Genomic DNA, 22,753 nt, shown 5'->3' with positions numbered 1-22,753 from the left:
CTCACTCCGCGGCGCTGCCGCGGCTGTCCGTCGCCGCGTCCTGCGGCGCGCCGGCCCCGTCCGCCGGGGCGGCCGGGACGCTCTGCTCTGTCTGCTCTGCCTGCTCGGTGGTGCCGGGGTCCTGGCCCGCGCCGGGCTCGTCCGTGCTGCCCGGCTGTCCGGGGGCCGCGGGCTCGTCGGTGCCGCCCGGCTCGGCGGCGGTGCCCGCGTCCTCGGCGGTGTCCGCGTCCTCGCTGCCGGCCGGTTCCCCGCCGGCGTCCGTGTCCCCGGCGGCGTCCGTGTCCCCGGCGGCTCCCGTGCCCGCCGCGGGACGGGCGTCCTCGTAGGCGGAGGCCACCACGGACTGCCAGAGGGCGTCCACCCAGGCGGGCTTCTCGGCCTCGACCTGCGCCGCCGAGGAGTCCACCACGGCGCCGTCCATCTCCTCGGCGCCCACCACGAGGTAGGACCGCTCCCCCGGCATCACGTAGAGGAGCCGGTCCCGGGCCTGCTGCTTGACGTAGGTCTCGTCCGACCACTGGTCCACCTGGTCCTCCAGGGAGGCCTGCTGGGCCTCCATGGCGGCGATGGCGCGCTCGAGCTGGGCGATCTCCGCCCGCTGCTCGAGGAAGATCTTGGTGGTCGGCGCCGCCAGGAACACGATGAGCACGGCCACGAGGGTGAGGATCAGGAACCGCCCGCTGAAGGTGCGGGCGGGGACCGGCGACCCCACGGCGCTGGACCCGCCACCCGGCCCGTGGCCCGGGCCGCCGCCCGTCCCGCCGTCGCGCCCGCGGGTGCCCGGCGCGGCGTCGCGCCCGCCGAGCAGGCGGGTGGTGCGCGGGCGGGGAGCGGGCATGGCGACCTCACGGGGGAAGGGCGGGGACGGGGACCAGTGTAGCGCTCACGGGGGGAGCGGCCGCCGGGAGCGGCCGCTCCCCCCGCACGACGACGGACCGGCGGGGCCGGTCAGCCGCCGGTGGTCACTTCGCGGTGTAGCGCGGGAACGCGGAGGCCCCCGCGTAGCGCGCGGCGTCCCCGAGCTCCTCCTCGATGCGCAGCAGCTGGTTGTACTTGGCCACGCGCTCGGAGCGGGCCGGCGCCCCGGTCTTGATCTGCCCGGCGTTGGTGGCCACCGCGATGTCCGCGATCGTGGTGTCCTCGGTCTCGCCCGAGCGGTGGGAGATCATGCAGTGGAACATGTGCCGCTGGGCCAGGGAGATGGCGTCGAAGGTCTCCGTGAGGGAGCCGATCTGGTTGACCTTCACCAGCAGGGCGTTGCCGGCGCCCTCGTCGATGCCGCGGGCCAGCCGCTCCGGGTTGGTGACGAACAGGTCGTCGCCCACGATCTGGACCTGGGTGCCCACGGACGCGGTGAGGGCCTGCCAGCCCGCCCAGTCGTCCTCGTCCAGCGGGTCCTCGATGGACACGATCGGGTAGTCGCGCACGAGCTCCTCGTAGTAGGAGGTCATCTCCGCGGCGCTGAGCTGCTTGCCCTCGAAGCTGTACTTGCCGTTCTCGAAGAACTCGGAGGAGGCCACGTCCAGGGCGAGCGCCACGTCGGTGCCCACGGTGTACCCGGCCTTCTCGATCGCCTCGGAGATGAGGTCGAGGGCGGCACGGTTGGACTCGAGGTTCGGGGCGAAGCCGCCCTCGTCGCCCAGCCCGGTGGCCAGGCCGCGCTCCTTGAGCACGCCCTTGAGGGAGTGGTAGACCTCCACGCCGGTGCGCAGGGCCTCGGAGAACGTCGCGGCGCCGATCGGGGCGATCATGAACTCCTGGATGTCCACGTTCGAGTCGGCGTGGGAGCCGCCGTTGAGGATGTTCATCATGGGCACCGGGAGGACGTGGGCGTTGGGCCCGCCCAGGTACTTGTAGAGCTCGAGGTCGGAGGCGTTGGCGGCGGCGCGGGCCACGGCCAGGGAGACGCCCAGGATGGCGTTGGCGCCGAGGCTGCCCTTGTTGTCCGTGCCGTCGAGGTCGAGCATGGTGCGGTCGACCAGCCGCTGGTCGGTCGCGTCGAGACCGATCACGGCCTCGGCGATCTCCTCGTCGACGGCCTTCACGGCGTCGAGGACGCCCTTGCCGAGGTAGACCTTCTTATCGCCGTCACGGCGCTCGACGGCCTCGAAGGCACCGGTGGAGGCGCCCGAGGGCACCGCCGCCCGGCCGTAGCTGCCGTCCTCCAGCAGCACCTCGACCTCCACGGTCGGGTTGCCGCGGGAGTCGAGGATCTGGCGGGCGTGCACTGCGGTGATCATGGCCATGGGTTGCTCCTGACGTTGGTGCTGAGCTTGTCGCTGACGTGGGTGGAACGTGTGTGGTGGGGCGGTCGGGGCCCCCGTGCGGGGCACCGGCCGAGGGTCCGCACCGGCGGGGCCGGGCGCCCCCGGCGGCTCCAGCCTAGCGACTCGGCGCCGGTGGCGGCCGCGGGGGCGGCCCGTGACGGGATCAGTCCCCGTTCCGGGCGGCGGCGTACGCGCGGGCGGCCCCGCGCAGGGCCCGCTCGGCGTCCAGCCCGCGGGCGGAGGCGGAGCGCACGAGCGCGAACAGCGCCTCGCCCAGCTCCTCCTCGGTGCGCGGGCCGCCGGGCTCCTCCGCGGCGGGGACCGCGGGCTCGAGGTCGTGCTTGCGGGCCCGCGCGAGGGTCTTCTCCGCGAGGGCCAGGGCCGGCAGGTGCGGCGGGATGCCGTCGAAGGGCCCGGTCCGCTCGGGCTTCTCGGCCCGCTTGAGGTCCTCCCAGCGGGAGTGCAGCTGCTCGAGGGTCTGCTCCCCCGCGACGTCCCCGGTGGCGCCGGCGCCGAAGACGTGGGGGTGGCGGCGGACCAGCTTGGCGGTGATGGCCTCGAGCACGTCGGCCACGTCGAAGCCGCCCTCGGCGCGCGGGCGCTCCTGGGCGACCCGGGAGTGGAAGACCACCTGCAGCAGGACGTCCCCGAGCTCCTCGACGAGCAGCCCGGCGTGGGCCGCCGGCCCGCCCTCGGCCTCCACGGCCTCGACGACCTCGTAGGCCTCCTCCACGAGGTAGCGCACGAGGGACTCGTGGGTCTGCTGCCCGTCCCACGCGCACCCGCCCGGGGAACGCAGCCGGTCCATGACCGCCACGAGCTCCGCGAAGCGCTGCCCGGTCCGCTCCGGGACGCCGAGCCCCGCCGCGACGTCGTCGGTGCCGTGCCCCTGGCTCATGCGTGCATCCCCTCGAAGCCGTCGGTGATCATCCCGTCCAGGGCGGTGCGGTCCTCGAGCGGGAGGAAGGCGGCGGCCGCGGCGTTGCGCTGCAGCCGCTCCAGGTCCTCGAGCCCGTAGCCGAAGTGCTTCACGAGCAGGGCCAGCTCGTCCGTGACCGTGGTCCCGCTCATCAGCCGGTTGTCCGGGGAGATGGTCACCGTGAAGCCGGTCCGGTAGAGCATGTCCACCGGGTGCCGCTCGGGACCGCCGCCGAACGCCGCCACGGCCCCGGTCTGGAGATTGGACGTGGGGCACACCTCGAGGGCGATGCCCCGGTCCCGGACCCACTCGGCCGTGCGGCCGAGGTCGACGACGGCGACGTCCTCCAGGTAGTCGATGTCGATGTCCTCCGCGATGCGCACCCCGTGGCCCAGGCGCAAGGCGCGGCCCGTGGCCAGCGCGTCCCGGATCGACTCGATGCCGGCGGCCTCCCCGGCGTGGAGGGTGACGGGCACCAGCTCGTCCGCGAGCAGCTCGAGGGCGGCCCGGTGGCGGGCGGGCGGGTAGCCGTCCTCGGGTCCCGCGAGGTCGAAGGCCACCACGCCGCGGTCCCGGTTGTCCACCACGAGGCGGGCGACCTCGAGGGAGCGCTCGGCGTGGCGCATGGCGCAGAGGATCTGGGTGACGGACACGATGTGGCCCGCGTCCTCCGCGGCCAGCACTCCCTCCGAGAGCCCGAGCCGGACGGCCTCGACGGCCTCCGCCATCGACAGGCCGCCGGCGGTGTGCTGCTCCGGGGCCCAGCGCACCTCGGCGTGGACCACCCCGTCCGCCACGAGGTCCTCGACGTACTCCCGGGCGCAGCGCACGAGCGCCTCGGGGGTCTGCATCACGGCGACCGTGTGCTCGAAGGTCGCCAGGTAGCGCAGCAGCGAGCCGGAGTCGGCGCTCTCCCGCACCCACCGGCCCAGCGCCTCGGGCTCCTCGGCCGGCAGCCGGTGCCCGGCGGCTGCGGCCAGCTCGACCACCGTGGCCGGGCGCAGGGCGCCGTCGAGGTGGTCGTGCAGGCACACCTTGGGCAGGTCGCGCAGGACCCGGTCCGGCACGCGGCCCGGGTGCTGTTCGGCGGAGGTCAGCATCACGGTCGGGACGGCCCCTGTCTCGGTCGGTCTCAGTAGTTCCAGTCCTGCAGGGCCTCGTTCATGTGCTGCGGGATGTGCGCCCCGGTGCGGGGGTACATGCGCAGCTCCTCGAGGTAGTTCTGCGCGGGCAGCCGGTCCTCGTAGCGCACGAAGGCCTCCTCGTCCGCGTAGTCGAAGGACACCTCCGGGGGGATGCCCGGGCGGAAGCGGAACATCATCGCCAGCGGGGCCCCGTTGCCCTCCACGTAGGACTCGTCCTTGAGCTCCTGCACGTGCAGCAGCTCCTCGGGGACGAGGTCGAAGGTGCGGCGCTGGTCCCAGAAGCCGTTCTTCCGCACGTGGGTCAGGGCGTCGTAGTAGGTGCCCAGGGCCCGCACCCGCACGAGCACGGTGGAGACGTCCATCGCCGTGCCGTCCTCGCCGAACAGGCGCCGCTGGGCGTCCGCGAGCCGGCGCAGGACGTCGACCTCCTTGAGCACGAGGTTGCCCTCGGCCAGCTTGTCCTGGGAGGGCCGGTCCTGGGCCCCCGCCGGGGCCCGGTAGGACGGGGAGACGTCGGTGGAGACCGCGGTCTCCGGGGCGGAGGAGTCGTGGTCGTCCCCGGCGGCGGTGCCGGCGGCGGCCGCGGCGGCCGTCGCGGCCGCCGCCCCGGTGGGCGCGGCCGGCTCGACGTCCTCGTGCCACTCCTCGTGGTCGACGTGGTCGGGGACCGCGTGCTGGGCGGCGCCGTGGTCGGGGACGTCGTGGGCGGTGGCCTCCCGGTCGGCGGTGCGGTGCTCGTCCTGCTCCCGGCCGGCCGCGGGGGCCTCCGTGGCGGGAGCGGCCCCGGGAACGGGCTCCGCCCCGGTGGTCGGCTCGGTGATCGGCTCGGCGGCCGGCTCAGCGCTCCGCGCGGAGACCGGGACGCCGGTCGGCTCGGAGACGGGGCCACGGGCGGCGCCGGCCGCGGAGGACCCGGCCCCACCGGCAGCGGCTCCACCGGCAGCGGCGGCCGCCGCGGCGGCGGGGACTCCCCCGGCCGAGTGCTCCGCGGCCGGGCCCGTCGGCTCGGACGCGGCGCCGGTCCCGGCCGGCCGGCGCTCGTCGTCGGACCGCTCCCCGGTGGGGCGCTCACCGGCGGGCCGGTCCTCGGCGGAGATCGTCTCCGCAGTGGACCGCGTGCCCGCGGCAGCGGCGCCCGGCGTGGGCCGCCCCGACTGCCAGGTGCGGACGTCCTCGCTGCCGTCGGCGAAGCCGTAGGTCGTCACCACGGGGCGGACCCCGTCCTGCTCCGGGCCCACCTCGATGCGGGCGTTCTGCCACGCGCCGCGGGGCGAGGACATGGCCTCGCTGTAGAGGTCGGCCACGGGGTCGAAGAGCGGTGAGTCCTGGTCCACGGTGCCGGACTCCACGGACGGGTCGGCGTCCCCCACGGACTGCTGGGTCTGGTGGGTCATGGTGTTGCCGCGCTGGACGAGCGTGAGCACGGCGCGGTCGGCCCCCCGGGACGTCAGCCGGTCCACGAGGAAGGGCAGCGGTCCGCGGTCCGGCAGCGGCCGGACCTCCTCCGGGCCGTGCTCCTCGTGACCGTGCCCGTCCGGACCCCGGGAACCGGTGCCCCGGTCGCCGTCCCGGCCCGTTTCCCGGGTCCCGGTGTCGGGGCCGGCGGTCGGACCGGCCGGCTGCTCGGGCCGTCCGGTCTCGTGGCGCGGTGTGCTGTCCTCGGTGTTCTTCCGGAAAATGCCTCGCAGACCCAACTGGACCCACCCTTCCGAGCGTGTGCGCACGCCCTCGGTTCTCGTTTCGCGCTGGTTCTCTCCGCAGTATAGGCGGGCCCGGCATCCGGCCCCGGCGCTTCAGCGGCCGGCGATCACCGCACGGTCTCCAGGACCACGGCGCGGTCCGGCCGGGACGCCGGCGCCTCCGGGGCGATCACGGCGGCGCCCTCGAGGGCCTCCCGGGCCCGTGCGAAGCGCTCGGGGGTGTCGGTGAGCAGGGTCAGCAGCGGCTGCCCGGCCCGGACGGCGTCCCCGGGCTTGGCGTGCAGCAGCACGCCGGCGCCGGCCTGGACGGGGTCCTCGCGCCGGGCGCGGCCCGCCCCGAGGCGCCAGGAGGCCACCCCCACCCGGTGGGCGTCGAGCTCGGCGAGCACGCCGTCGGCCTCGGCCACCACGGTCTCGGACTCCCGGGCCCGCGGCAGCGGGGCGTCGGGGTCGCCGCCCTGGGCGGCCACCATGGCCCGCCACACGTCCATGGCCCGGCCGTCCCGCAGCGCCTCCGCCGGGTCGGCGTCCGGGACCCCGGACGCGGCGAGCATCTCCGCGGCGAGCGCCACGGTGAGCTCCACGACGTCGGCCGGGCCGCCGCCGGCGAGCACCTCGACGGACTCCTGGACCTCCACGGCGTTGCCGACCGCCAGGCCGAGGGGCGTGGACATGTCGGTGAGCAGGGCGGTGGTCGTGACCCCAGCGCCGGTGCCGAGGTCGACCATCGTGCGGGCCAGCTCGCGGGCGGAGGCCAGGTCCTTCATGAACGCCCCGGAGCCCACCTTGACGTCGAGCACGAGGGACTGGGTGCCCTCGGCGATCTTCTTGGACATGATGGAGGACGCGATGAGCGGGATCGACTCGACCGTCCCGGTGACGTCCCGCAGCGCGTAGAGCTTCTTGTCCGCGGGCGCCAGGCCGGAGCCCGCGGCGCAGATCACCGCGCCCACGTCCCGCAGCTGGGCCAGCATCTCCTCGTTGGACAGGGCCGCCCGCCAGCCGGGGATGGACTCGAGCTTGTCCAGGGTGCCGCCGGTGTGGCCGAGGCCGCGCCCGGACAGCTGCGGGACGGCCACGCCGTACACGGCCACGAGCGGGGCCAGCGGCAGCGTGATCTTGTCCCCCACCCCGCCGGTCGAGTGCTTGTCCGCGGTGGCCGAGCGCGCCCCGGAGCGCACGAGCGCGGAGAAGTCCATCCGCTCGCCCGAGGCGATCATCGCCCGCGTCCAGGCCGCGATCTCGTCCCGGTCCATGCCCCGCAGGAAGATCGCCATGGCCAGGGCGCTCATCTGCTCCTCGGCCACGACACCGCGGGTGTAGGCGTCCAGGACCCACGCGATCTGCCCGGGCGAGAGGGCACCGCCGTCGCGCTTGGTCCGGATGACGTCCACGGCGTCGAACTGCTCGGTCATGTGGGGTCCTTTCGGGGACTAGAGGTTCTCGGGGCCGAAGGCGTCGGGCAGCACCTCGGCCATGGTGCGCACCCCGGAGACGGTGAGCAGCCGCAGGCCGGGCGCGCGGTGCTCGTGCAGCAGCTGCCGGCACCGTCCGCAGGGCATGAGGACGTCGCCGTTCCCGTCCACGCACACGAACGCGACGAGCCGCCCGCCGCCGGACATGTGCAGCGCGGACACCAGGGCGCACTCGGCGCACAGGGTCAGGCCGTAGGAGGCGTTCTCCACGTTGCACCCGGAGACCACCCGCCCGTCCTCGGTGAGGGCTGCCGCGCCCACGGGGAAGCGCGAGTACGGGACGTAGGCGTGCTCGCGGGCGGCCACGGCCGCCTCCCGCAGCCGGTCCCAGTCGATCCGGGGCCCGTCGTCGGTCGCCTCGCCGCCGGGGCGCAGGGGCTCGTTCACGGGACGCTCACTCCTTGGTGTAGGGCTTGCCGATGGCCGCGGGACCGCGGGAGACCCCCACGAGCCCGGCCACGGCCAGGATGGTGACGACGTACGGGAGCATGGCCAGGAACTGGCTGGGCACGGGCGTGCCCAGGAAGGACAGGATCGACTGCAGGTTGGACGCGAAGCCGAACAGCAGGGACGCGAGCAGCGCCCCGACCGGGTTCCAGCGGCCGAAGATCAGGGCGGCCAGCGCGATGTAGCCGGCGCCGGAGGTCATGTCCCGGGTGAACGCGGAGACGGAGACCAGCGTGTAGAAGGCGCCGCCGAGACCGGCGACCATCCCGCCGAGCAGCACGTTGCGGAAGCGCAGGGCGTTGACCTTCACGCCCAGGGTGTCCGCGGCCTTGGGGTGCTCCCCCACGGACCGGGTGCGCAGCCCCCAGCGCGTCCGGTAGAGCGCGAACCACACGAGCGCCACCGCGGCGTACATCAGGTAGCCGATCACGGACTGGTCGAAGACGATCGGCCCGATCAGGGGGATCTCCGAGAGCACGGGCACGGCGAAGCGCGGCAGCCGCGGCGGGGAGTTGAACACGCCCGGGTCCGACTCCAGCACCGTGGCGAAGAGGAAGCCGGTCAGCCCGGACACGAGCACGTTGAGCACCACGCCCACGATCACCTGGTTGACCCGGTAGGTGATCGAGAAGACCGCCAGGACGAGCGAGACGAGCCCGGCCCCCAGCACGGCGGCGAGCAGCCCCACCCAGGCGCTGCCGGAGAGGGAGCCGGCCACGGCCGCGGAGAACGCGCCGAACAGCAGCTGGCCCTCGATCGCGATGTTGATCACGCCGGAGCGCTCGCACAGCAGGCCGCCCAGGGAGCCGAAGATCAGCGGGATGGCCAGGGCCACGGACCCGGCCAGCAGCCCGGACAGGGACACGTCCGGGCTGCGCGCGCTGCCAACGACCCACACGAGGAAGCCGCTGACGAAGAAGAAGCCGAACACGAGCACCGCCCACCGGGGCAGGTGCGCCCCGGCCCGGGCGCGCAGGACCGCGAGGACCGTCAGCCCGGCGAGCACGGCCACGGTGACCCAGCCCCACAGCACGCCGTGCACCACGAGGTCCGGCACGCGGAAGAGGTCGCCGGCCTCCGAGACGCGGAAGCTCACCGTGTTGTCCGGGGCGTTGAGCCCGAACAGCAGCAGGGCCACGAGGCTCAGGAGGCCGAGGACCACCGGGGTGCGCCAGCTGGTGACGCCCACGACCTCGTTGGCCGCGGTCGTGGACAGCTCCGCCTCGGCCGGCGGGGGCAGGGTCGTCGCGGCGGTGCCGCCGGACGGACCGCCGGCCGGGCCGCCGGAGTCCCAGGGCGCCTGCTCGGGGCGCGGTTCCGGATGCTGCGAGCTCATGCCCGGCCTCCCTCGGTGGCGGTCGCGGTGGCGGTCGCGGTGGCGGCCGTGGTGGTGGCGCTCCCGCCGCGGCGGGAGCGGACCCGGTCCTGCCCGGTCCGCACCAGCGGCGGCAGGGCGATGAACAGGACGATCAGGGACTGCACGACCAGGACGATGTCGATGTTCGTGCCGGTCATCGACTGCATGGTGACGCCGCCGGCGCGGAACCCGCCGTAGAGCAGGCCCGCGAAGAACGTGCCCCACGGCTTCGACCGGCCCAGCAGGGCCACCGTGATCGCGTCGAAGCCGAAGGACGCGGCGACGCCCGCGGTCAGCGCGCGCTCGGTGCCGGAGATCTGGGCCACGCCCGCGAGTCCCGCGAGGGCGCCCGCGAGGACCATGACGACGACGAAGCCGCGCGTGACCGAGATGCCGGCGGTCCGGGCCGCGCGCGGGTTGGCGCCCACGGCCCGCAGCTCGAAGCCGATCGTGGAGCGCTTGAGCAGCCAGGCGACGAACACCGTGGCGAGGACCGCGAGCACGAACCCCCAGTGCAGCCGGAACTGCTCGCCCAGCAGCTTGGGGAACATCGCGGTGTCCGCGACCTGGGGGCTGACGGGGTTCGAGGAGCCCGGGCGCAGGAACGCCGGGCGGGTGAGCAGCCAGGCGACGAGGTTGAGCGCGATGTAGTTGAGCATGATCGTCAGGATCACCTCGTGGGCGCCGGTGCGGGCCTTGAGCACGCCCACGACCGCCCCCCACAGCGCGCCGCCGAGGGCCCCGGCGAGGATCACGGCGAGCAGGTGCACGCCCACCGGCAGCTGCCAGGAGAAGCCGACCCAGGCGGCCAGCGCCGCGCCGATCAGCAGCTGCCCCTGGGCGCCGATGTTGAACAGCCCGGCCTGGAAGGCCACGGCCACCCCGAGCCCCGCCAGGATCAGCGGCGTGGCCACGGTGAGGGTCTCCGCGAGCGGGTAGACCCGCTGCGCGAACGTGCTGCCGTTCGGGTTGTAGACGGCGCCGTAGAACATCGCCTCGTAGGCGGAGGACGCGGCGGCCCACATGGCCGCGACCGTGTCCCCGGGGCGGGCGAAGAGGTAGCTCGCGGCGTCGGCCACCCGGTCGTCGGTCAGGGCGATGAGGAGCCCGCCCAGGAGCAGGGCGGCGACGATCGCGAGCACGGACTGCACCGCGGAGCCGGTCCAGTCCCGCCGGGAGCTCCCGGGGGCGACGGCTGTGGGCGGCGGCGCCTTCTGCTGGTCGGCGGCCGCGGGGGCCGCTCCGGTGGCACTCATGCCTGCTCCTTCGGGTGCTGCGCCGTGGCCTGCGGGGCGCCGGCCTGCGGGGCATCGGTCGGTGGGGCGCCGGTCTGCGGGGGGACGGCCGGCTGCGCCCCGGTCCGCCGCGCGCCGTCGGGCCGGACGCCGGCCGCGCCGAGATCCTCGGCGGTGGCCCCTGCCATCATCTGGCCCAGGACGTCGCGCGGGGTGTCGGGGCCCACGATCCCCATGATCCGGCCGTGGAAGAACACGGCGATCCGGTCCGCGAGCGCGTACACCTCGTCGAGCTCGGTCGAGACGATGAGCACGGCCACGCCCTTGTCCCGCTCGGCGACGATCTGCTCGTGGATGAACTCGATGGACCCCACGTCCACCCCGCGGGTGGGCTGGGAGGCGAGGAAGAGCTCGAGGGGCCGGGAGAGCTCCCGGGCGATGACGACCTTCTGCTGGTTGCCGCCGGAGAGGGTCTGCACGGGGGCGTCCACGGAGGGGGTGCGGACGTCGAACTGCTCGACGGCGCGGCGGGCGTTGGCCTGGACCTCGCCCAGCCGCAGGGACGGGCCGCGGGAGAAGCGGTCGTCGCCGTAGAGGTCCAGCACGAGGTTCTCGGCGACGGTGAACGGGCCCACGAGCCCGTCCGTGGAGCGGTCCTCCGGGACGAAGCCCACGCCGGCGTCGAGGACCTGGCGCACGGACTTCCCGAGCAGCTCCGTGCCGCCCAGCCGGATCGAGCCGGTGGCCCGCTCCCGCAGGCCGAGGATCGCCTCGGCCAGCTCCGTCTGGCCGTTGCCCTGCACGCCGGCCACCGCGAGGATCTCCCCGCGGGCCACGTCGAACCCGACGTCGTCGAGCAGCTTCACGCCGTTGTCCGCGACCACGGTGAGCCCGGAGACCTCCAGGGCCCGCTCCCCCGGCTCGGCCTCGCCCTTGGCGACGGACAGGGACACGTCCCGGCCCACCATGAGGGCCGCGAGCTCGGAGGTCGAGGCCTCCGGGGACGTCTGGCCCACCACCCGGCCCCGGCGGATCACCGTGATGACGTCGGAGATCGCCTTGACCTCCCGCAGCTTGTGGGAGATGAACAGGATCGACTTCCCGGACCCGCGCAGCTGGCGCATGATCTCGAGCAGCTCGTCGGTCTCCCGGGGCGTGAGCACCGCGGTGGGCTCGTCCAGGATGAGCACCTGCGCCTCCCGCACGAGGGCCTTGATGATCTCGACGCGCTGCTGCACGCCCACGGGCAGGTCCTCGACCACGGCGTCCGGGTCCACGTGGAAGCCGTAGCGCTGGGAGATCTCCCGGATCCGGCGGCGGGTGGTCTCGAGGTCGAGGGTGCCGCCGCGGGTGCTCTCCGCGCCGAGGGCCACGTTCTCCGCGACGGTGAACACCGGCACCAGCATGAAGTGCTGGTGCACCATGCCGATCCCGGCGGCCATGGCGTCCCCGGGGCCCCGGAAGGACACCTCGGCGCCGTCCACCAGGATGCGTCCCCCGCTCGGCCGGTACAGGCCGTAGAGGACGTTCATCAGGGTGGACTTGCCCGCCCCGTTCTCGCCGAGGAGGCAGTGGATCTGCCCGGGCTCCACGACGAGGTCGACGTCCTCGTTGGCCGCGAAGGAGCCGAACCGCTTGGTGATGGACTGCAGTTCCAGCTTCATGGTGGGGTGGTCCTCCTCCTGGGCCGTCCGCCGGCCCGGGGCGGGCACGCCACCGCCGCCAGCTGCGGCCGGGGCCCTCGCTGGCGGCGGTGGGTGCGGTGGTCGGTGTCGTCCGGGATCAGGCCTGCGGCGAGTTCTCGGACTCGACGGTGACCGTGCCGTCGATGATGTCCTGGCGCAGCTGCTCGACCTCGGCGGCGAGCTCCTCGCCCACGGCCTCCTCCTGGTCGTGGAACGGGGCGATGCCCACGCCGTCGTTCTCGAGGGTGCCGACGTAGGGCTCGTTGCTGAACTCGCCCTCGGCGGCCGACTCGACGACGTCCTGCACGGAGGTGCTCATCTGCTTGAGCACCGAGGTGAGCTGGTACTCCTGGCCCTGGTCGAGGGTCTCGTAGCCGTCGGCGTCGACCCACACGAAGCGGACCTCGTCGCCGCCCCCGCCGTTGGCCTCGACCACGGCGTCGAGGGTGCCGAGGGCGGCCTGCCCGGCCACGGGCAGCACGATGTCCGCGCCCTCGTTGATGAAGTTCTGCGTGGTGGTCTTCGCCGCGGAGGTGTCGGTGAAGCTGTTGACGAAGGTGCCGTCCTGGGAGTCCTTGTCCCAGCCCAGGAGCCGGACGTCCTCGCCCTTGGTCTCGTTGTAGTGGTCGATGCCGTCGGCGAAGCCGTCCATGAACACCGTCACGGTGGGGATGTCCATGCCGCCGTAGGTCGCCACGGTCCCGCTCTGGGTGCTGCCCGCCGCCACGTAGCCGGCGAGGAACGCGGCCTCGGCCGTGTTGTAGACGAGCGGCTTGACGTTGTCGAGCTCGATCGAGGCGTCGTCGACGATCGCGAAGTTGGACTCGGGGTTGGCCTCGGCCACGGCCCGGGTGGCGTCGGCGAGGAGGAAGCCCACGGACAGCGTGAGGTCGCACCCGGACTGCACCATGGACGTCAGGTTGGGCTCGAAGTCGGTCTCGGCCTGGGACTCGGCCTGGTTGACCTCGATGCCCATGGACTCCTCGACGGCCTGCAGGCCCTCGTAGGAGTTCTGGTTGAAGGAGCGGTCCTGGAACCCGCCGGAGTCGGAGACGATGCAGCCGGTGAAGTCGGTGGCCTGCTCCTGCGCCTCGCCGCCCTCCTCGGGGGCCGCGCCGCAGCCGGCGAGCACGAGGGCGGAGGCGCCGAGCAGCGCGGCGGCGGAGAGCGGGCGGGTTCCTCGGGACGTCCGGGGCGGGAAGGTCATGGTTCCTCCAGGAGACGGGCGCGGCCGGGCGGTGATCCCGGTCACGCGGCAAGCGCGACGTGGTGCCACTCTACCCACGGGTAGTGGCGGGGCGCCGGAGGCCCGCGTTAATTCGTGGTGACGTCCGGCCGTGTCTGCCGGGAGTGCAGCCGGATGGCGCGCAGGGCCGTGTTGGTCATGACCTGGATGCCGCAGCCGATCGCGGCCTCGTCCGCCACGTAGTCCGACTGGTGCAGGTCGTAGGTGTGCCCGCCCCGCGTGCGCGTGCCCAGCCGCATCATCGCCCCGGGCACCTCCTGGAGGAACCACGCGAAGTCCTCCCCGCCCATCGACTGGTGCACCAGCACCACCGCGTCCTCGCCGAGCTCGGCGCGGGCGGCGTTCTCGATGAGGGTGGTCTCCACCTCCCCGTTGACCACGGGAGGGACGCCGCGGATGTGCTCCAGCTCCACGTCCACCCCGTAGGGCGCGGCCACCTGGTGCACGACCTCGTCGAGCAGCGTGCCCGCCCGGTGCCAGGCGTCGGCGTCGAGGCAGCGCATCGTCCCGGACATGAACCCGGTGGCGGGGATGGCGTTGGGCGCCACGCCGGCGTGCATCTGGCCCCACACCACGGCCACGCCGGAGCGCACGTCGATCCGCCGGGAGAGCACGGCCGGGACGTTGACGGCGATCTGGGCCATCGCGTAGACGAGGTCCTGCGTGAGGTGGGGGCGGGAGGTGTGCCCGCCGCGGCCGGTGAACTCGATGCGCACGGTGTCGGAGGCGGACGTGATCGCGCCGATCCGGGTGCCGACCTGGCCGACGTCGACCTTGGGCTCGCAGTGCAGGGCGAACATCCGGGGCACGCCCTCGAGGACGCCCTGGCGCAGCACGGTGAGGGCGCCGCCGGGCAGCTGCTCCTCGGCGGGCTGGAAGACGATCCGCACGGTCCCGGCGATGTGCGCGGTCCGGTGCAGGTCCGCGAGCACCTTGGCCACGCCCACCATCACCGTGGCGTGGATGTCGTGCCCGCAGGAGTGCGCCACGCCGTCGTTGACGGAGGAGTACTCGAGGCCCGTGCCCTCCTGGATCGGCAGCGCGTCGATGTCCGCCCGCAGGCCCACGCCGATCGGGCCGTGCCCGATGTCCACGTAGCACCCGGTGTCCGAGAGCCGCACCGGGGACAGGCCCATGTTCTCCAGGGCGCCCACGATCCGGTCCGTGGTGCGGAACTCCTGGTAGGACAGCTCCGGGTGGCGGTGCAGGTCCCGCCGGAAGGCGATCAGGTCGGGCAGGTAGCGCTTGAGCAGGGGGCCGATGGCGGGCGGGAGGCCGGCCTCCAGGGCCGCGGCGGAGGATGGCGCGTCAGGCATCTGTCCAGACTACTCCCGGGCGCGCGCCGCTCCCGACGCTCACAGGACGTCCGTGTTGCCGCTCTGCTTGAGGGAGGCCACCGCGTCCTTGACGCGCTGGGCGTGCTCCCGGGTGGTCACCAGCAGCGCGTCGTGGGTGTCGACGACGACGATGTCCTCGACCCCGATCAGCGCGATCAGCCGGCCCGTGTCCGAGACGACGATGCCGCTGGAGCTGTCGGAGAGCACCCGGCTGTTGTCGCCGAGGACCGTGACGTCGGGGTCGGTCTCGGGGTCGACGTGGTTGAGCCGCCGGATCGCGGCGAAGTCCCCGACGTCGTCCCAGGTGAAGCTCGCCGGGACCATGGCCACGTCCCCGGCGGCCGCCGCGGGCTCGGCCACGGCGTAGTCGATCGCGATCTTGGGCAGCCCGGGCCACACCCGGTCCACCACCTCGTCCTGGGCGGGCGTGCCCCAGGCGTCGGCGATCTCGGTGAGCCCCGCGTGCAGCTCCGGCTGGCTCGCGGCGAGGTGGCGCAGCATCAGGGACGCGGGCGCCACGAACATCCCGGCGTTCCACGTGTAGTTGCCGCTCGCCACGTAGTGCCGGGCGGTGTCCTCGTCGGGCTTCTCGACGAACTCCTCGACCTGCAGGGCGTGGGGCGCGTCCGGCAGCCCGAGCTGGGCGCCGGCCCGGATGTAGCCGAAGCCGGTGGCCGGGGAGCTCGGCGGGATCCCGATCGTCACGATCCGCCCCGAGGCCGCCGCGGCCACGGCCTCCCGGACCACGTCCTGGAAGGCGCCGGCGGGCTCGATCACGTGGTCGGCCGCGAAGGACCCGATGATCGCCTCGGGGTCGCGGCGCTGGACGAGCATGCAGGCCAGGCCGATGGCCGCCGCCGAGTCCTTCGGGGACGGCTCGAGCACGAGGTCGCCGGTGGAGAGCTCCGGGAGCTGGCGGCAGACCGCGGCCGCGTGCGTGCGCCCGGTCACGACCATGACCGGGCCGTCGCCCAGGCCCGCGAGCCGGTCGTACGTGGCGCGGAGCAGGGAGGAGCCGGAGCCGGTGAGGTCGAGCAGGAACTTGGGGGCGTCGGCCCGGGAGAGGGGCCACAGCCGGGAGCCCACCCCTCCGGCAGGGATGAAGGGGTGGAAGTGCGCGAGTGGGGAGGTCACGGAGAACACCATACGACGTCGCCCGGGAGCCCGCGGAAAACGACGTGCGCGCGCGGCGGAACCCGTGCGCCCGTGCGGGACAGCCTGTCAGTAAACACCGGTCGTGCTGGTATCGTGGGAGGGAACTCGCGCATCATCCGACACAGAGCCGGAGGGCTCCGCTCACGTCGTGCGCAGTGCGAATTCCCGAACATTTCTAGAGCGCACGACGGCGAGCGACTCAGGGAGGTTTTTCAGTGGCGAAGACATCCAAGGGCACCCTGTACCGCGGCCAGGCTCATGGCCAGTGGTCCTGGGTGGCCCATCGCATCACCGGCGTGGCCATCTTCTTCTTTCTCTTGGTCCACGTCCTGGACACGGCGCTCGTGCGGGTCTCCCCCGAGGCCTACAACGCGGTCATGGCGACCTACAAGAACCCGGTCATGGGCCTGGGCGAGGCCGGCCTCGTGGCGGCCATCGTCTACCACGCCTTCAACGGCCTGCGCATCATCATGGTCGACTTCTGGTCCAGCGGCACCAAGTACCAGAAGCAGATGCTCTGGGGCGTCCTGGCCCTGTGGGTCGTCGTCATGATCCCCTTCCTCATCCGTCACCTGTCCCACGTCTTCGGGGGTTAATCACTATGAGCACTCCGCTCAAGGCAAGCATCTCGGTCCCCCGGAGCAAGGACCTCGAGGTCAACGGCATCAAGTACAACCGCTCCTCGTCCCGCCGCAACAACTTCGAGATGTTCGCGTGGCTGTTCATGCGCCTGTCCGGCGTGATCCTGCTGGTGCTCGTCTTCGTCCACCTCTGGGTCAACCTCGTGGGCCCGGAGGGCGGCGTGAACGCCGTCGACTTCGCGTTCGTGGCCGGCAAATGGGCCAGCCCGTTCTGGCAGGTCTTCGACATGCTCCTGCTGTGGCTGGCGATGCTGCACGGCACGAACGGGCTGCGCGTGATCATCGACGACTACGCGGAGAAGGACCGGACCCGGTTCTGGCTGAAGGTCTTCCTCTTCACCACGTCCGCCTTCGTGATCCTGCTCGGCACCCTCGTCATCTTCACCTTCGAGCCCTGCCCGGCCGGCGCGGACCCCGCGCTGCTCGCGAGCTTCTGCACCGCGGGCTGATCCCTGCCGGAGACGGCCCGCCCCGCGGCGGGCCGTCTCCGCCGTCCGGTCACAGGCGACCGGGCCCCAGCACATCCGACGGAACACCCAACAGAAAGAACAACCGGTATGCAGGTTCACAAGTACGACGTGGTCATCATCGGCGCCGGTGGTGCCGGTATGCGCGCCGCCATCGAGGCCGGTCAGCGCTCCCGCACTGCCGTACTGACCAAGCTGTACCCCACGCGGTCCCACACCGGCGCGGCGCAGGGCGGCATGTGCGCGGCCCTCGCCAACGTCGAGGAGGACAACTGGGAGTGGCACACGTTCGACACCATCAAGGGCGGTGACTACCTGGTCGACCAGGACGCCGCCGAGGTGATGGCCAAGGAGGCCATCGACGCCGTCCTCGACCTCGAGAAGATGGGCCTGCCGTTCAACCGCACCCCCGAGGGCAAGATCGACCAGCGACGCTTCGGCGGCCACACCCGCGACCACGGCAAGGCCCCCGTGCGCCGCGCCTGCTACGCCGCGGACCGCACCGGCCACATGATCCTCCAGACGCTGTACCAGAACTGCATCAAGCACAACGTGGAGTTCTTCAACGAGTACTACGTCCTGGACCTGATCATGACCGAGGTCGACGGCCAGCGCCGCGTCGCCGGCGTCGTCTCCTACGACCTCGCTTCCGGGGAGCTGCACGTCTTCCAGGCCAAGTCCGTGGTCTTCGCCTCCGGCGGGGCGGGCAAGGTCTACAAGACGACCTCCAACGCCCACACGCTCACCGGCGACGGCATGGCCATCGCGTTCCGCAACGGCCTGCCCCTCGAGGACATGGAGTTCATCCAGTTCCACCCCACCGGCCTGGCCGGGCTGGGCATCCTCGTCTCCGAGGCCGCCCGCGGCGAGGGCGGGATCCTGCGCAACGCCGACGGCGAGCGGTTCATGGAGCGCTACGCCCCGACCATCAAGGACCTCGCCCCCCGCGACATCGTGGCCCGCTCCATGGCCAACGAGGTGCGCGAGGGCCGCGGCGCCGGGCCGAACAAGGACTACGTCCTGCTCGACCTCACCCACCTGGAGCCGGCGCACATCGACGCGAAGCTGCCCGACATCACGGAGTTCGCCCGCACGTACCTGGGCGTGGAGCCCTACACCGAGCCCGTCCCGGTGTTCCCGACCTGCCACTACGCCATGGGCGGCATCCCGACCAACATCAAGGCCGAGGTGCTCCAGGACAACGAGAACGTGGTCCCGGGCCTGTACGCCGCCGGCGAGGTCGCCTGCGTGTCCGTGCACGGCTCCAACCGCCTGGGCACCAACTCGCTGCTGGACATCAACGTGTTCGGCAAGCGCGCCGGCATCTACGCCGCCGAGTACGCGCAGCGGGCCGAGTTCGTGCCCGTGCCGGACACCGCCCTGGACAGCACCGTGGCGCTGCTCGACAACGCCCGCAACGGCACCGGCACCGAGAAGGTCGCCGCGATCCGCAAGGACCTGCAGGACACCATGGACCTCAACGTCCAGGTGTTCCGCACCGCCGACACCCTGCAGACGGCGCTGGACGACATCGCCGCCCTCGAGGCCCGGTACGCGAACATCTCCATCCAGGACAAGGGCAAGCGCTTCAACCTGGACCTGCTGGAGGCCGTGGAGCTCGGCTTCCTCCTGCAGCTCGCGAAGGTCATGACCGTGGCCGCCCTGCACCGCACCGAGTCCCGCGGCGGGCACTTCCGGGAGGACTTCCCGGAGCGCGACGACGCCAACTTCATGAAGCACTCGATGGTCTACCTCGACCCCTCCTCCCCCACCGCGGGGATCCGGCAGGAGACGAAGCCCGTCATCTTCACCCGCTACGAGCCCATGGAGCGTAAGTACTGATGTCTACCGCACACACTCCCGACCGGCCCGAGGACGGCCGCGACGACGACCCCCAGGACCGCGCCCCCGAGCACGGCCACGCCCCGGGCCACGCCCAGGACGACCGTGCCGGCTACAAGACCGACGCGGACGCCGGGTCGGTCGACGAGCGCGACGAGGCCGCGGCCCCGGCCGTGGACCCCGCCGCCGAGAACGCCGAGGGCGGGGAGCCCGCCGCGCGCGTGGACCTGCCCGAGGAGCAGCAGGGCAGCGACGAGATCCCGACCTTCGACCTCACCCTGCAGATCCGCCGCTACAACCCGGAGGTCTCCGACGAGGTCCGCTGGGACGAGTACAAGCTGACCATGTACGGCACCGACCGCGTGCTGGACGCCCTGCACAAGGTGAAGTGGGAGATCGACGGCTCGCTGTCCTTCCGCCGCTCCTGCGCGCACGGCGTGTGCGGCTCGGACGCCATGCGCATCAACGGCCAGAACCGCCTCGCCTGCAAGGTGCTGCTCAAGGACCTCGACCTGTCCAAGCCCGTCACGGTGGAGCCCATCAAGGGCCTGCCGTGCGAGAAGGACCTGATCGTGGACATGGAGCCGTTCTTCCAGTCCTACCGCGAGATCATGCCGTTCCTCGTGGCCGGCGGCAACGAGCCGACCATGGAGCGCTACCAGTCCCAGGAGGACCGGGCGCGCTTCGACGACACCACCAAGTGCATCCTGTGCGCCGCGTGCACGTCGTCCTGCCCCGTGTTCTGGACCGACGGCCAGTACTTCGGTCCGGCGGCGATCGTCAACGCGCACCGGTTCATCTTCGACTCCCGCGACGACGCGGGGGACCTGCGCCTGGAGATCCTCAACGACAAGGAGGGCGTGTGGCGCTGCCGCACGACCTTCAACTGCACCGAGGCGTGCCCGCGCGGCATCCAGGTCACGAAGGCCATCGCCGAGGTCAAGAACGCCATCCTGAGCCGCTCCATGTGAGCGTGCCCCCGGACCGCCGCGGCCCGTCCCCTGCACGGCAGGGGGCGGGCCGCCGTCGTCCGTGCGCGGCGGCGGCTCAGCGGCGCCCGGTCAGGGTGGCCATGGGCACCACGGTGATCGCCACGTTCTCGCCGTCGGGGTGCACCCGCCCGCCGCGCTGGTCCGCGTGCACGATCGCCCCGATCGCGGCCGAGAACAGCAGGATCTGGTTGAACAGGTAGAACCACAGGAGCACGCCCACCACGAGGGCGACCGAGAGAAGGTACGGGTTGGTGGTGGCCCCGGCGACCACCGTGCCCCCGATGTAGCGCAGCGCGAAGCTGCCGGCCGCCGCGGCGAGCACGGTGACGGTCAGGGCGCGGCGGGTGATCCGCAGCCCGGCCACGCCCCGCACGAGCTCGAGGGCGAACAGGGCGTCCAGCACGACGACGAGCAGGGTGCTCAGCGCCCAGGTCAGCCCGGTGCGCAGCCAGTCGGGGCCGCTGCCCCAGCCGAGCTCGCCGGCGGTGTCCAGCAGGAAGCCCAGGAGGCCCGAGGCCGCGCCGTTGGCCACGACCGAGAGGGCGAGCAGCACGCCCAGCAGCAGCAGCCCCAGCAGGTCCCGCGGCACGGCCGCGATGGGCAGGCCCTGCGCGGGGGGCACCTCGAAGAGCCGGCGGAACGCGAGCCGCACCCCGGAGACCCAGCGCCAGCCGGAGAAGAACAGGACCGCGGCGCCGATCACCGTGGCCAGGGTGAAGGGCCGGGTGTCCTCGAGCAGCTCGAGGGGGACCACTCCCCCGTCCCCGGTGTCCAGCAGGCCGGGGACGCGCTCGGTCACGGCCTCCACCACGGCGTCGCGCACCAGGGGGTCGTTGCCGAGGAACACGCCGATCACGGAGAAGCCCATCACCAGCAGGGCGGTGGACGCGAAGATCAGCACGAAGGACAGGCCCGCCGCCATGAGGGGCCCGCCGTGGAAGAGGTAGTGCAGGACCACGCGGACCGGCATCCGCCGGTAGGTCTCGGCGAGCGCCACGGCGAGCACCGAGCCGGCCAGCCCGAGGGCGCCGGCGCCGGCGGCCCGCTTCTCGCGCAGCAGCGCCCGCTGGCGCAGGGCCTCGCGCCGCATGCCGTGGCGGTCGATCGCGCGCGGCGGCAGCTCGGGGGCGGGGCCGGTGCGGGGGCCGGCGCGGGTGCTCATGGCCGGGCGGCTCAGCGCCGGTCGCGGTCGCGCCCCGTGAAGGGGAACTCCTCGCGGATCCGCCAGACGCCCCGGCCGTCGAGCTCGTAGAGACCGATCCGGTCCACGAGGAACCCGGCGCGGTAGGTCCGCAGCATCTCCTGGGCGCGGTCGAGGTCCTCCTCCTCCACGGCCTGGGCGATCGTGACGTGGGGGTGGAACTCGAAGGGGGACGCCGAGACGAGCTGCTCCTCGTGCAGGGCGTCGTGCAGCGCGCGGCACTGCTCCTCGCCCTCCTGGATGCGCAGGTAGACCACCGGGCTCACGGGGCGGAACGTGCCGGTGCCGTTGATCTCCACCCGGAACGGCTCCCACTCGCGGGCCACGGCCCCGACCCGCTGCACGACGTCCGCCCAGCGCTCCGCCTGCGGGGCGATCATCAGCGTGATGTGCGCCGGCACGGCGTAGGAGGCGGGGTCCCCGAAGGACGCGCGCCAGTCCTGGAGCTCCCGGCCCACGGGCTCGGGCAGCTCGATCACCACGCCCGCGTACACCTGGCCGGGGCGGATGGTGGGGGACTGCTGCGTTCGGGTCAACTCAACTCCTCACAGGACGGGACCCAGCCTAGCCCAGCCCCCCGGACCCGCCCAGGCGCGGCAGGAAGCCCATCCGGTCGTAGACCCCCGCCAGGGTCCGGACGGTGATCTCGCGGCCCTTCTCGGCGCCCCGGGCGAGGAGGCGGTCCAGCTCCGCGGGGTCGTCCAGCAGCTCCTGGGCGCGGGCCTGGATCGGGTCCAGGGTCTCGGTGACCACCTCGGCCAGCCCCACCTTGAGGTGGCCGTAGAGCTTCCCCTCGTACTCCGCCACGAGGTCGGCCACGGGCCGGCCGGTGAGCGCCGAGTACACGGTCAGCAGGTTGGCGATGCCCGGCTTGGCCTCGCGGTCGAAGCGGATCTCCGTGCCGTCGTCGGTGACCGCGGACTTGATCTTCTTCGCGTTCTTCTTGGCCGGGTCGAGCAGCCGGATCAGCCCGCTCTCGGACGCGGCGGACTTGGACATCTTGGCGGTGGGGTTCTGCAGGTCGTAGACCTTGGCGGACTCGGCGAGGATCTTCGCGTCCGGCACCACGAACGTGTCCCCGAAGCGGGTGTTGAAGCGCTGGGCGAGGTTGCGGGTCAGCTCGAGGTGCTGGCGCTGGTCCTCCCCCACCGGGACCTGGTGCGCCTGGTAGATCAGGATGTCGGCGGCCATGAGCACCGGGTAGGCGAACAGGCCGACCGTGGCGTTCTCGGCGCCCTGCCGGGCGGACTTGTCCTTGAACTGCGTCATCCGGGACGCCTCGCCGAAGCCCGTGATGCAGTTGAGCGCCCAGGCCAGCTGGGCGTGCTCGGGCACGTGGGACTGCACCAGCAGGGTGGAGCGCTCGGGGTCGATGCCCGCGGCGATGTACTGGGCCGCCGTGACACGGGTCCGCTGGGCCAGGGCGGCCGGGTCCTGCTCGGCGGTGATGGCGTGCAGGTCGGCCACGAAGAACACGCACTCGTTGTCGTCCTGCAGGTCCACCCAGTTGCGCACGGCCCCCACGTAGTTGCCCAGGTGCAGGGAGTCCGCCGAGGGCTGCACCCCCGAGACGACACGGGGTCTGCCGGAGGCGGTGGGGACGTCGAACGGTACGGGCTCAGGGGTCACGGTGCGGGGTCCT

At 73.0% G+C, this 22,753-nt stretch carries 20 protein-coding genes; 4 read left to right on the top strand and 16 right to left on the bottom strand.

The window, feature by feature from the left end; all coding sequences use genetic code 11:
- Position 1 precedes the first annotated feature (1 nt).
- The 13 genes from H488_RS37600 to H488_RS21665 all read right to left on the bottom strand — a co-directional run bounded on the left by H488_RS37600 (position 2) and on the right by H488_RS21665 (position 15,959).
- Positions 2–838 (bottom strand): FtsB family cell division protein, encoded by an 837-nt coding sequence (locus H488_RS37600; RefSeq protein ID WP_017832196.1) that lies wholly within the window; start codon positions 836–838, stop codon positions 2–4.
- Positions 839–962: 124 nt separating this feature from the next.
- Positions 963–2,246: a phosphopyruvate hydratase gene (gene eno, locus H488_RS21720; RefSeq protein WP_017832195.1), complete on the bottom strand. Its 1,284-nt coding sequence runs from the start codon at positions 2,244–2,246 to the stop codon at positions 963–965.
- 184 nt (positions 2,247–2,430) lie between these two features.
- Entirely contained in the window at positions 2,431–3,165 is a 735-nt protein-coding gene (locus tag H488_RS21715) for a MazG family protein (RefSeq protein WP_017832194.1), read from the bottom strand.
- Complete coding sequence (locus tag H488_RS21710; RefSeq protein WP_017832193.1) at positions 3,162–4,286, bottom strand: adenosine deaminase; 1,125 nt, start codon at positions 4,284–4,286, stop codon at positions 3,162–3,164. The genes H488_RS21715 and H488_RS21710 overlap by 4 nt, the downstream gene beginning before the upstream one ends.
- Before the next feature lie 32 nt (positions 4,287–4,318).
- A complete protein-coding gene (locus H488_RS21705; RefSeq protein WP_031282339.1) occupies positions 4,319–6,025 on the bottom strand; it encodes a hypothetical protein in 1,707 nt (568 codons plus the stop codon).
- A gap of 113 nt (positions 6,026–6,138) precedes the next feature.
- Positions 6,139–7,446 (bottom strand): thymidine phosphorylase, encoded by a 1,308-nt coding sequence (locus H488_RS21700; RefSeq protein ID WP_017832192.1) that lies wholly within the window; start codon positions 7,444–7,446, stop codon positions 6,139–6,141.
- A gap of 18 nt (positions 7,447–7,464) precedes the next feature.
- A complete protein-coding gene (locus H488_RS21695; protein WP_017832191.1) occupies positions 7,465–7,893 on the bottom strand; it encodes a cytidine deaminase in 429 nt (142 codons plus the stop codon).
- Between the two features lie 7 nt (positions 7,894–7,900).
- Positions 7,901–9,289, bottom strand: a complete 1,389-nt coding sequence (locus H488_RS21690) for an ABC transporter permease (RefSeq protein WP_017832190.1) — start codon at positions 9,287–9,289, stop codon at positions 7,901–7,903.
- Positions 9,286–10,566, bottom strand: coding sequence for an ABC transporter permease (locus H488_RS21685; RefSeq protein ID WP_017832189.1), 1,281 nt, complete (start codon positions 10,564–10,566; stop codon positions 9,286–9,288). The genes H488_RS21690 and H488_RS21685 overlap by 4 nt, the downstream gene beginning before the upstream one ends.
- The gene (locus H488_RS21680) at positions 10,563–12,209 is read right to left on the bottom strand and encodes an ABC transporter ATP-binding protein (RefSeq protein WP_017832188.1); all 1,647 of its coding nucleotides are present in this window, start codon (positions 12,207–12,209) and stop codon (positions 10,563–10,565) included. The genes H488_RS21685 and H488_RS21680 overlap by 4 nt, the downstream gene beginning before the upstream one ends.
- A 118-nt stretch (positions 12,210–12,327) precedes the next feature.
- On the bottom strand, positions 12,328–13,437 hold the full coding sequence (locus H488_RS21675) for a BMP family lipoprotein (RefSeq protein WP_017832187.1): 1,110 nt from the start codon (positions 13,435–13,437) through the stop codon (positions 12,328–12,330).
- A gap of 107 nt (positions 13,438–13,544) precedes the next feature.
- Complete coding sequence (locus H488_RS21670) at positions 13,545–14,792, bottom strand: amidohydrolase (RefSeq protein ID WP_017832186.1); 1,248 nt, start codon at positions 14,790–14,792, stop codon at positions 13,545–13,547.
- Between the two features lie 39 nt (positions 14,793–14,831).
- The gene (locus tag H488_RS21665) at positions 14,832–15,959 is read right to left on the bottom strand and encodes a mannose-1-phosphate guanylyltransferase (protein ID WP_017832185.1); all 1,128 of its coding nucleotides are present in this window, start codon (positions 15,957–15,959) and stop codon (positions 14,832–14,834) included.
- 224 nt (positions 15,960–16,183) lie between these two features.
- On the opposite strand from H488_RS21665, the gene sdhC reads away from it, so the two are divergent.
- The 4 genes from sdhC (at position 16,184) to H488_RS21645 (ending at position 19,889) form a co-directional block, all read left to right on the top strand.
- Positions 16,184–16,564 carry a succinate dehydrogenase, cytochrome b556 subunit gene (gene sdhC, locus H488_RS21660; RefSeq protein WP_017832184.1) on the top strand — a complete coding sequence of 127 codons (381 nt, stop codon included), beginning with the start codon at positions 16,184–16,186 and terminating at the stop codon, positions 16,562–16,564.
- A 5-nt stretch (positions 16,565–16,569) separates the two neighbouring features.
- A complete protein-coding gene (locus tag H488_RS21655) occupies positions 16,570–17,058 on the top strand; it encodes a succinate dehydrogenase hydrophobic membrane anchor subunit (protein WP_017832183.1) in 489 nt (162 codons plus the stop codon).
- Positions 17,059–17,166: 108 nt separating this feature from the next.
- On the top strand, positions 17,167–18,918 hold the full coding sequence (gene sdhA, locus H488_RS21650) for a succinate dehydrogenase flavoprotein subunit (protein ID WP_017832182.1): 1,752 nt from the start codon (positions 17,167–17,169) through the stop codon (positions 18,916–18,918).
- Positions 18,918–19,889: a succinate dehydrogenase iron-sulfur subunit gene (locus H488_RS21645; protein WP_017832181.1), complete on the top strand. Its 972-nt coding sequence runs from the start codon at positions 18,918–18,920 to the stop codon at positions 19,887–19,889. Before sdhA ends, H488_RS21645 begins: the two co-directional genes overlap by 1 nt.
- A 76-nt stretch (positions 19,890–19,965) precedes the next feature.
- Here H488_RS21645 and H488_RS21640 read toward each other — a convergent pair whose 3' ends face one another.
- The 3 genes from H488_RS21640 to trpS are packed head-to-tail and all read right to left on the bottom strand — an operon-like array spanning position 19,966 to position 22,740.
- Positions 19,966–21,072 (bottom strand): YihY/virulence factor BrkB family protein, encoded by a 1,107-nt coding sequence (locus H488_RS21640; RefSeq protein WP_017832180.1) that lies wholly within the window; start codon positions 21,070–21,072, stop codon positions 19,966–19,968.
- Between the two features lie 11 nt (positions 21,073–21,083).
- Positions 21,084–21,647: a 2'-5' RNA ligase family protein gene (locus H488_RS21635; protein ID WP_017832179.1), complete on the bottom strand. Its 564-nt coding sequence runs from the start codon at positions 21,645–21,647 to the stop codon at positions 21,084–21,086.
- Between the two features lie 28 nt (positions 21,648–21,675).
- A complete protein-coding gene (gene trpS, locus H488_RS21630; protein ID WP_017832178.1) occupies positions 21,676–22,740 on the bottom strand; it encodes a tryptophan--tRNA ligase in 1,065 nt (354 codons plus the stop codon).
- Positions 22,741–22,753: the final 13 nt, after the last annotated feature.

It is taken from the genome of Kocuria sp. UCD-OTCP (genome assembly GCF_000349605.1).
Classification (GTDB): domain Bacteria; phylum Actinomycetota; class Actinomycetes; order Actinomycetales; family Micrococcaceae; genus Kocuria; species Kocuria rosea.
Note: the sequence above shows the minus strand (reverse complement) of the source record. Positions and strands in the feature narration are given on the sequence as shown.

Excerpts from the sequence above, each read along its gene's own strand:
- H488_RS37600 (WP_017832196.1), bottom strand. The coding sequence starts at position 838 with ATGCCCGCTCCCCGCCCGCGCACCACCCGCCTGCTCGGCGGGCGCGAC.
- eno (WP_017832195.1), bottom strand. The coding sequence starts at position 2,246 with ATGGCCATGATCACCGCAGTGCACGCCCGCCAGATCCTCGACTCCCGC.
- H488_RS21715 (WP_017832194.1), bottom strand. The coding sequence starts at position 3,165 with ATGAGCCAGGGGCACGGCACCGACGACGTCGCGGCGGGGCTCGGCGTC.
- H488_RS21710 (WP_017832193.1), bottom strand. The coding sequence starts at position 4,286 with ATGCTGACCTCCGCCGAACAGCACCCGGGCCGCGTGCCGGACCGGGTC.
- H488_RS21700 (WP_017832192.1), bottom strand. The coding sequence starts at position 7,446 with ATGACCGAGCAGTTCGACGCCGTGGACGTCATCCGGACCAAGCGCGAC.
- H488_RS21690 (WP_017832190.1), bottom strand. The coding sequence starts at position 9,289 with ATGAGCTCGCAGCATCCGGAACCGCGCCCCGAGCAGGCGCCCTGGGAC.
- H488_RS21685 (WP_017832189.1), bottom strand. The coding sequence starts at position 10,566 with ATGAGTGCCACCGGAGCGGCCCCCGCGGCCGCCGACCAGCAGAAGGCG.
- H488_RS21680 (WP_017832188.1), bottom strand. The coding sequence starts at position 12,209 with ATGAAGCTGGAACTGCAGTCCATCACCAAGCGGTTCGGCTCCTTCGCG.
- H488_RS21675 (WP_017832187.1), bottom strand. The coding sequence starts at position 13,437 with ATGACCTTCCCGCCCCGGACGTCCCGAGGAACCCGCCCGCTCTCCGCC.
- H488_RS21670 (WP_017832186.1), bottom strand. The coding sequence starts at position 14,792 with ATGCCTGACGCGCCATCCTCCGCCGCGGCCCTGGAGGCCGGCCTCCCG.
- H488_RS21665 (WP_017832185.1), bottom strand. The coding sequence starts at position 15,959 with ATGGTGTTCTCCGTGACCTCCCCACTCGCGCACTTCCACCCCTTCATC.
- H488_RS21655 (WP_017832183.1), top strand. The coding sequence starts at position 16,570 with ATGAGCACTCCGCTCAAGGCAAGCATCTCGGTCCCCCGGAGCAAGGAC.
- sdhA (WP_017832182.1), top strand. The coding sequence starts at position 17,167 with ATGCAGGTTCACAAGTACGACGTGGTCATCATCGGCGCCGGTGGTGCC.
- H488_RS21645 (WP_017832181.1), top strand. The coding sequence starts at position 18,918 with ATGTCTACCGCACACACTCCCGACCGGCCCGAGGACGGCCGCGACGAC.
- H488_RS21640 (WP_017832180.1), bottom strand. The coding sequence starts at position 21,072 with ATGAGCACCCGCGCCGGCCCCCGCACCGGCCCCGCCCCCGAGCTGCCG.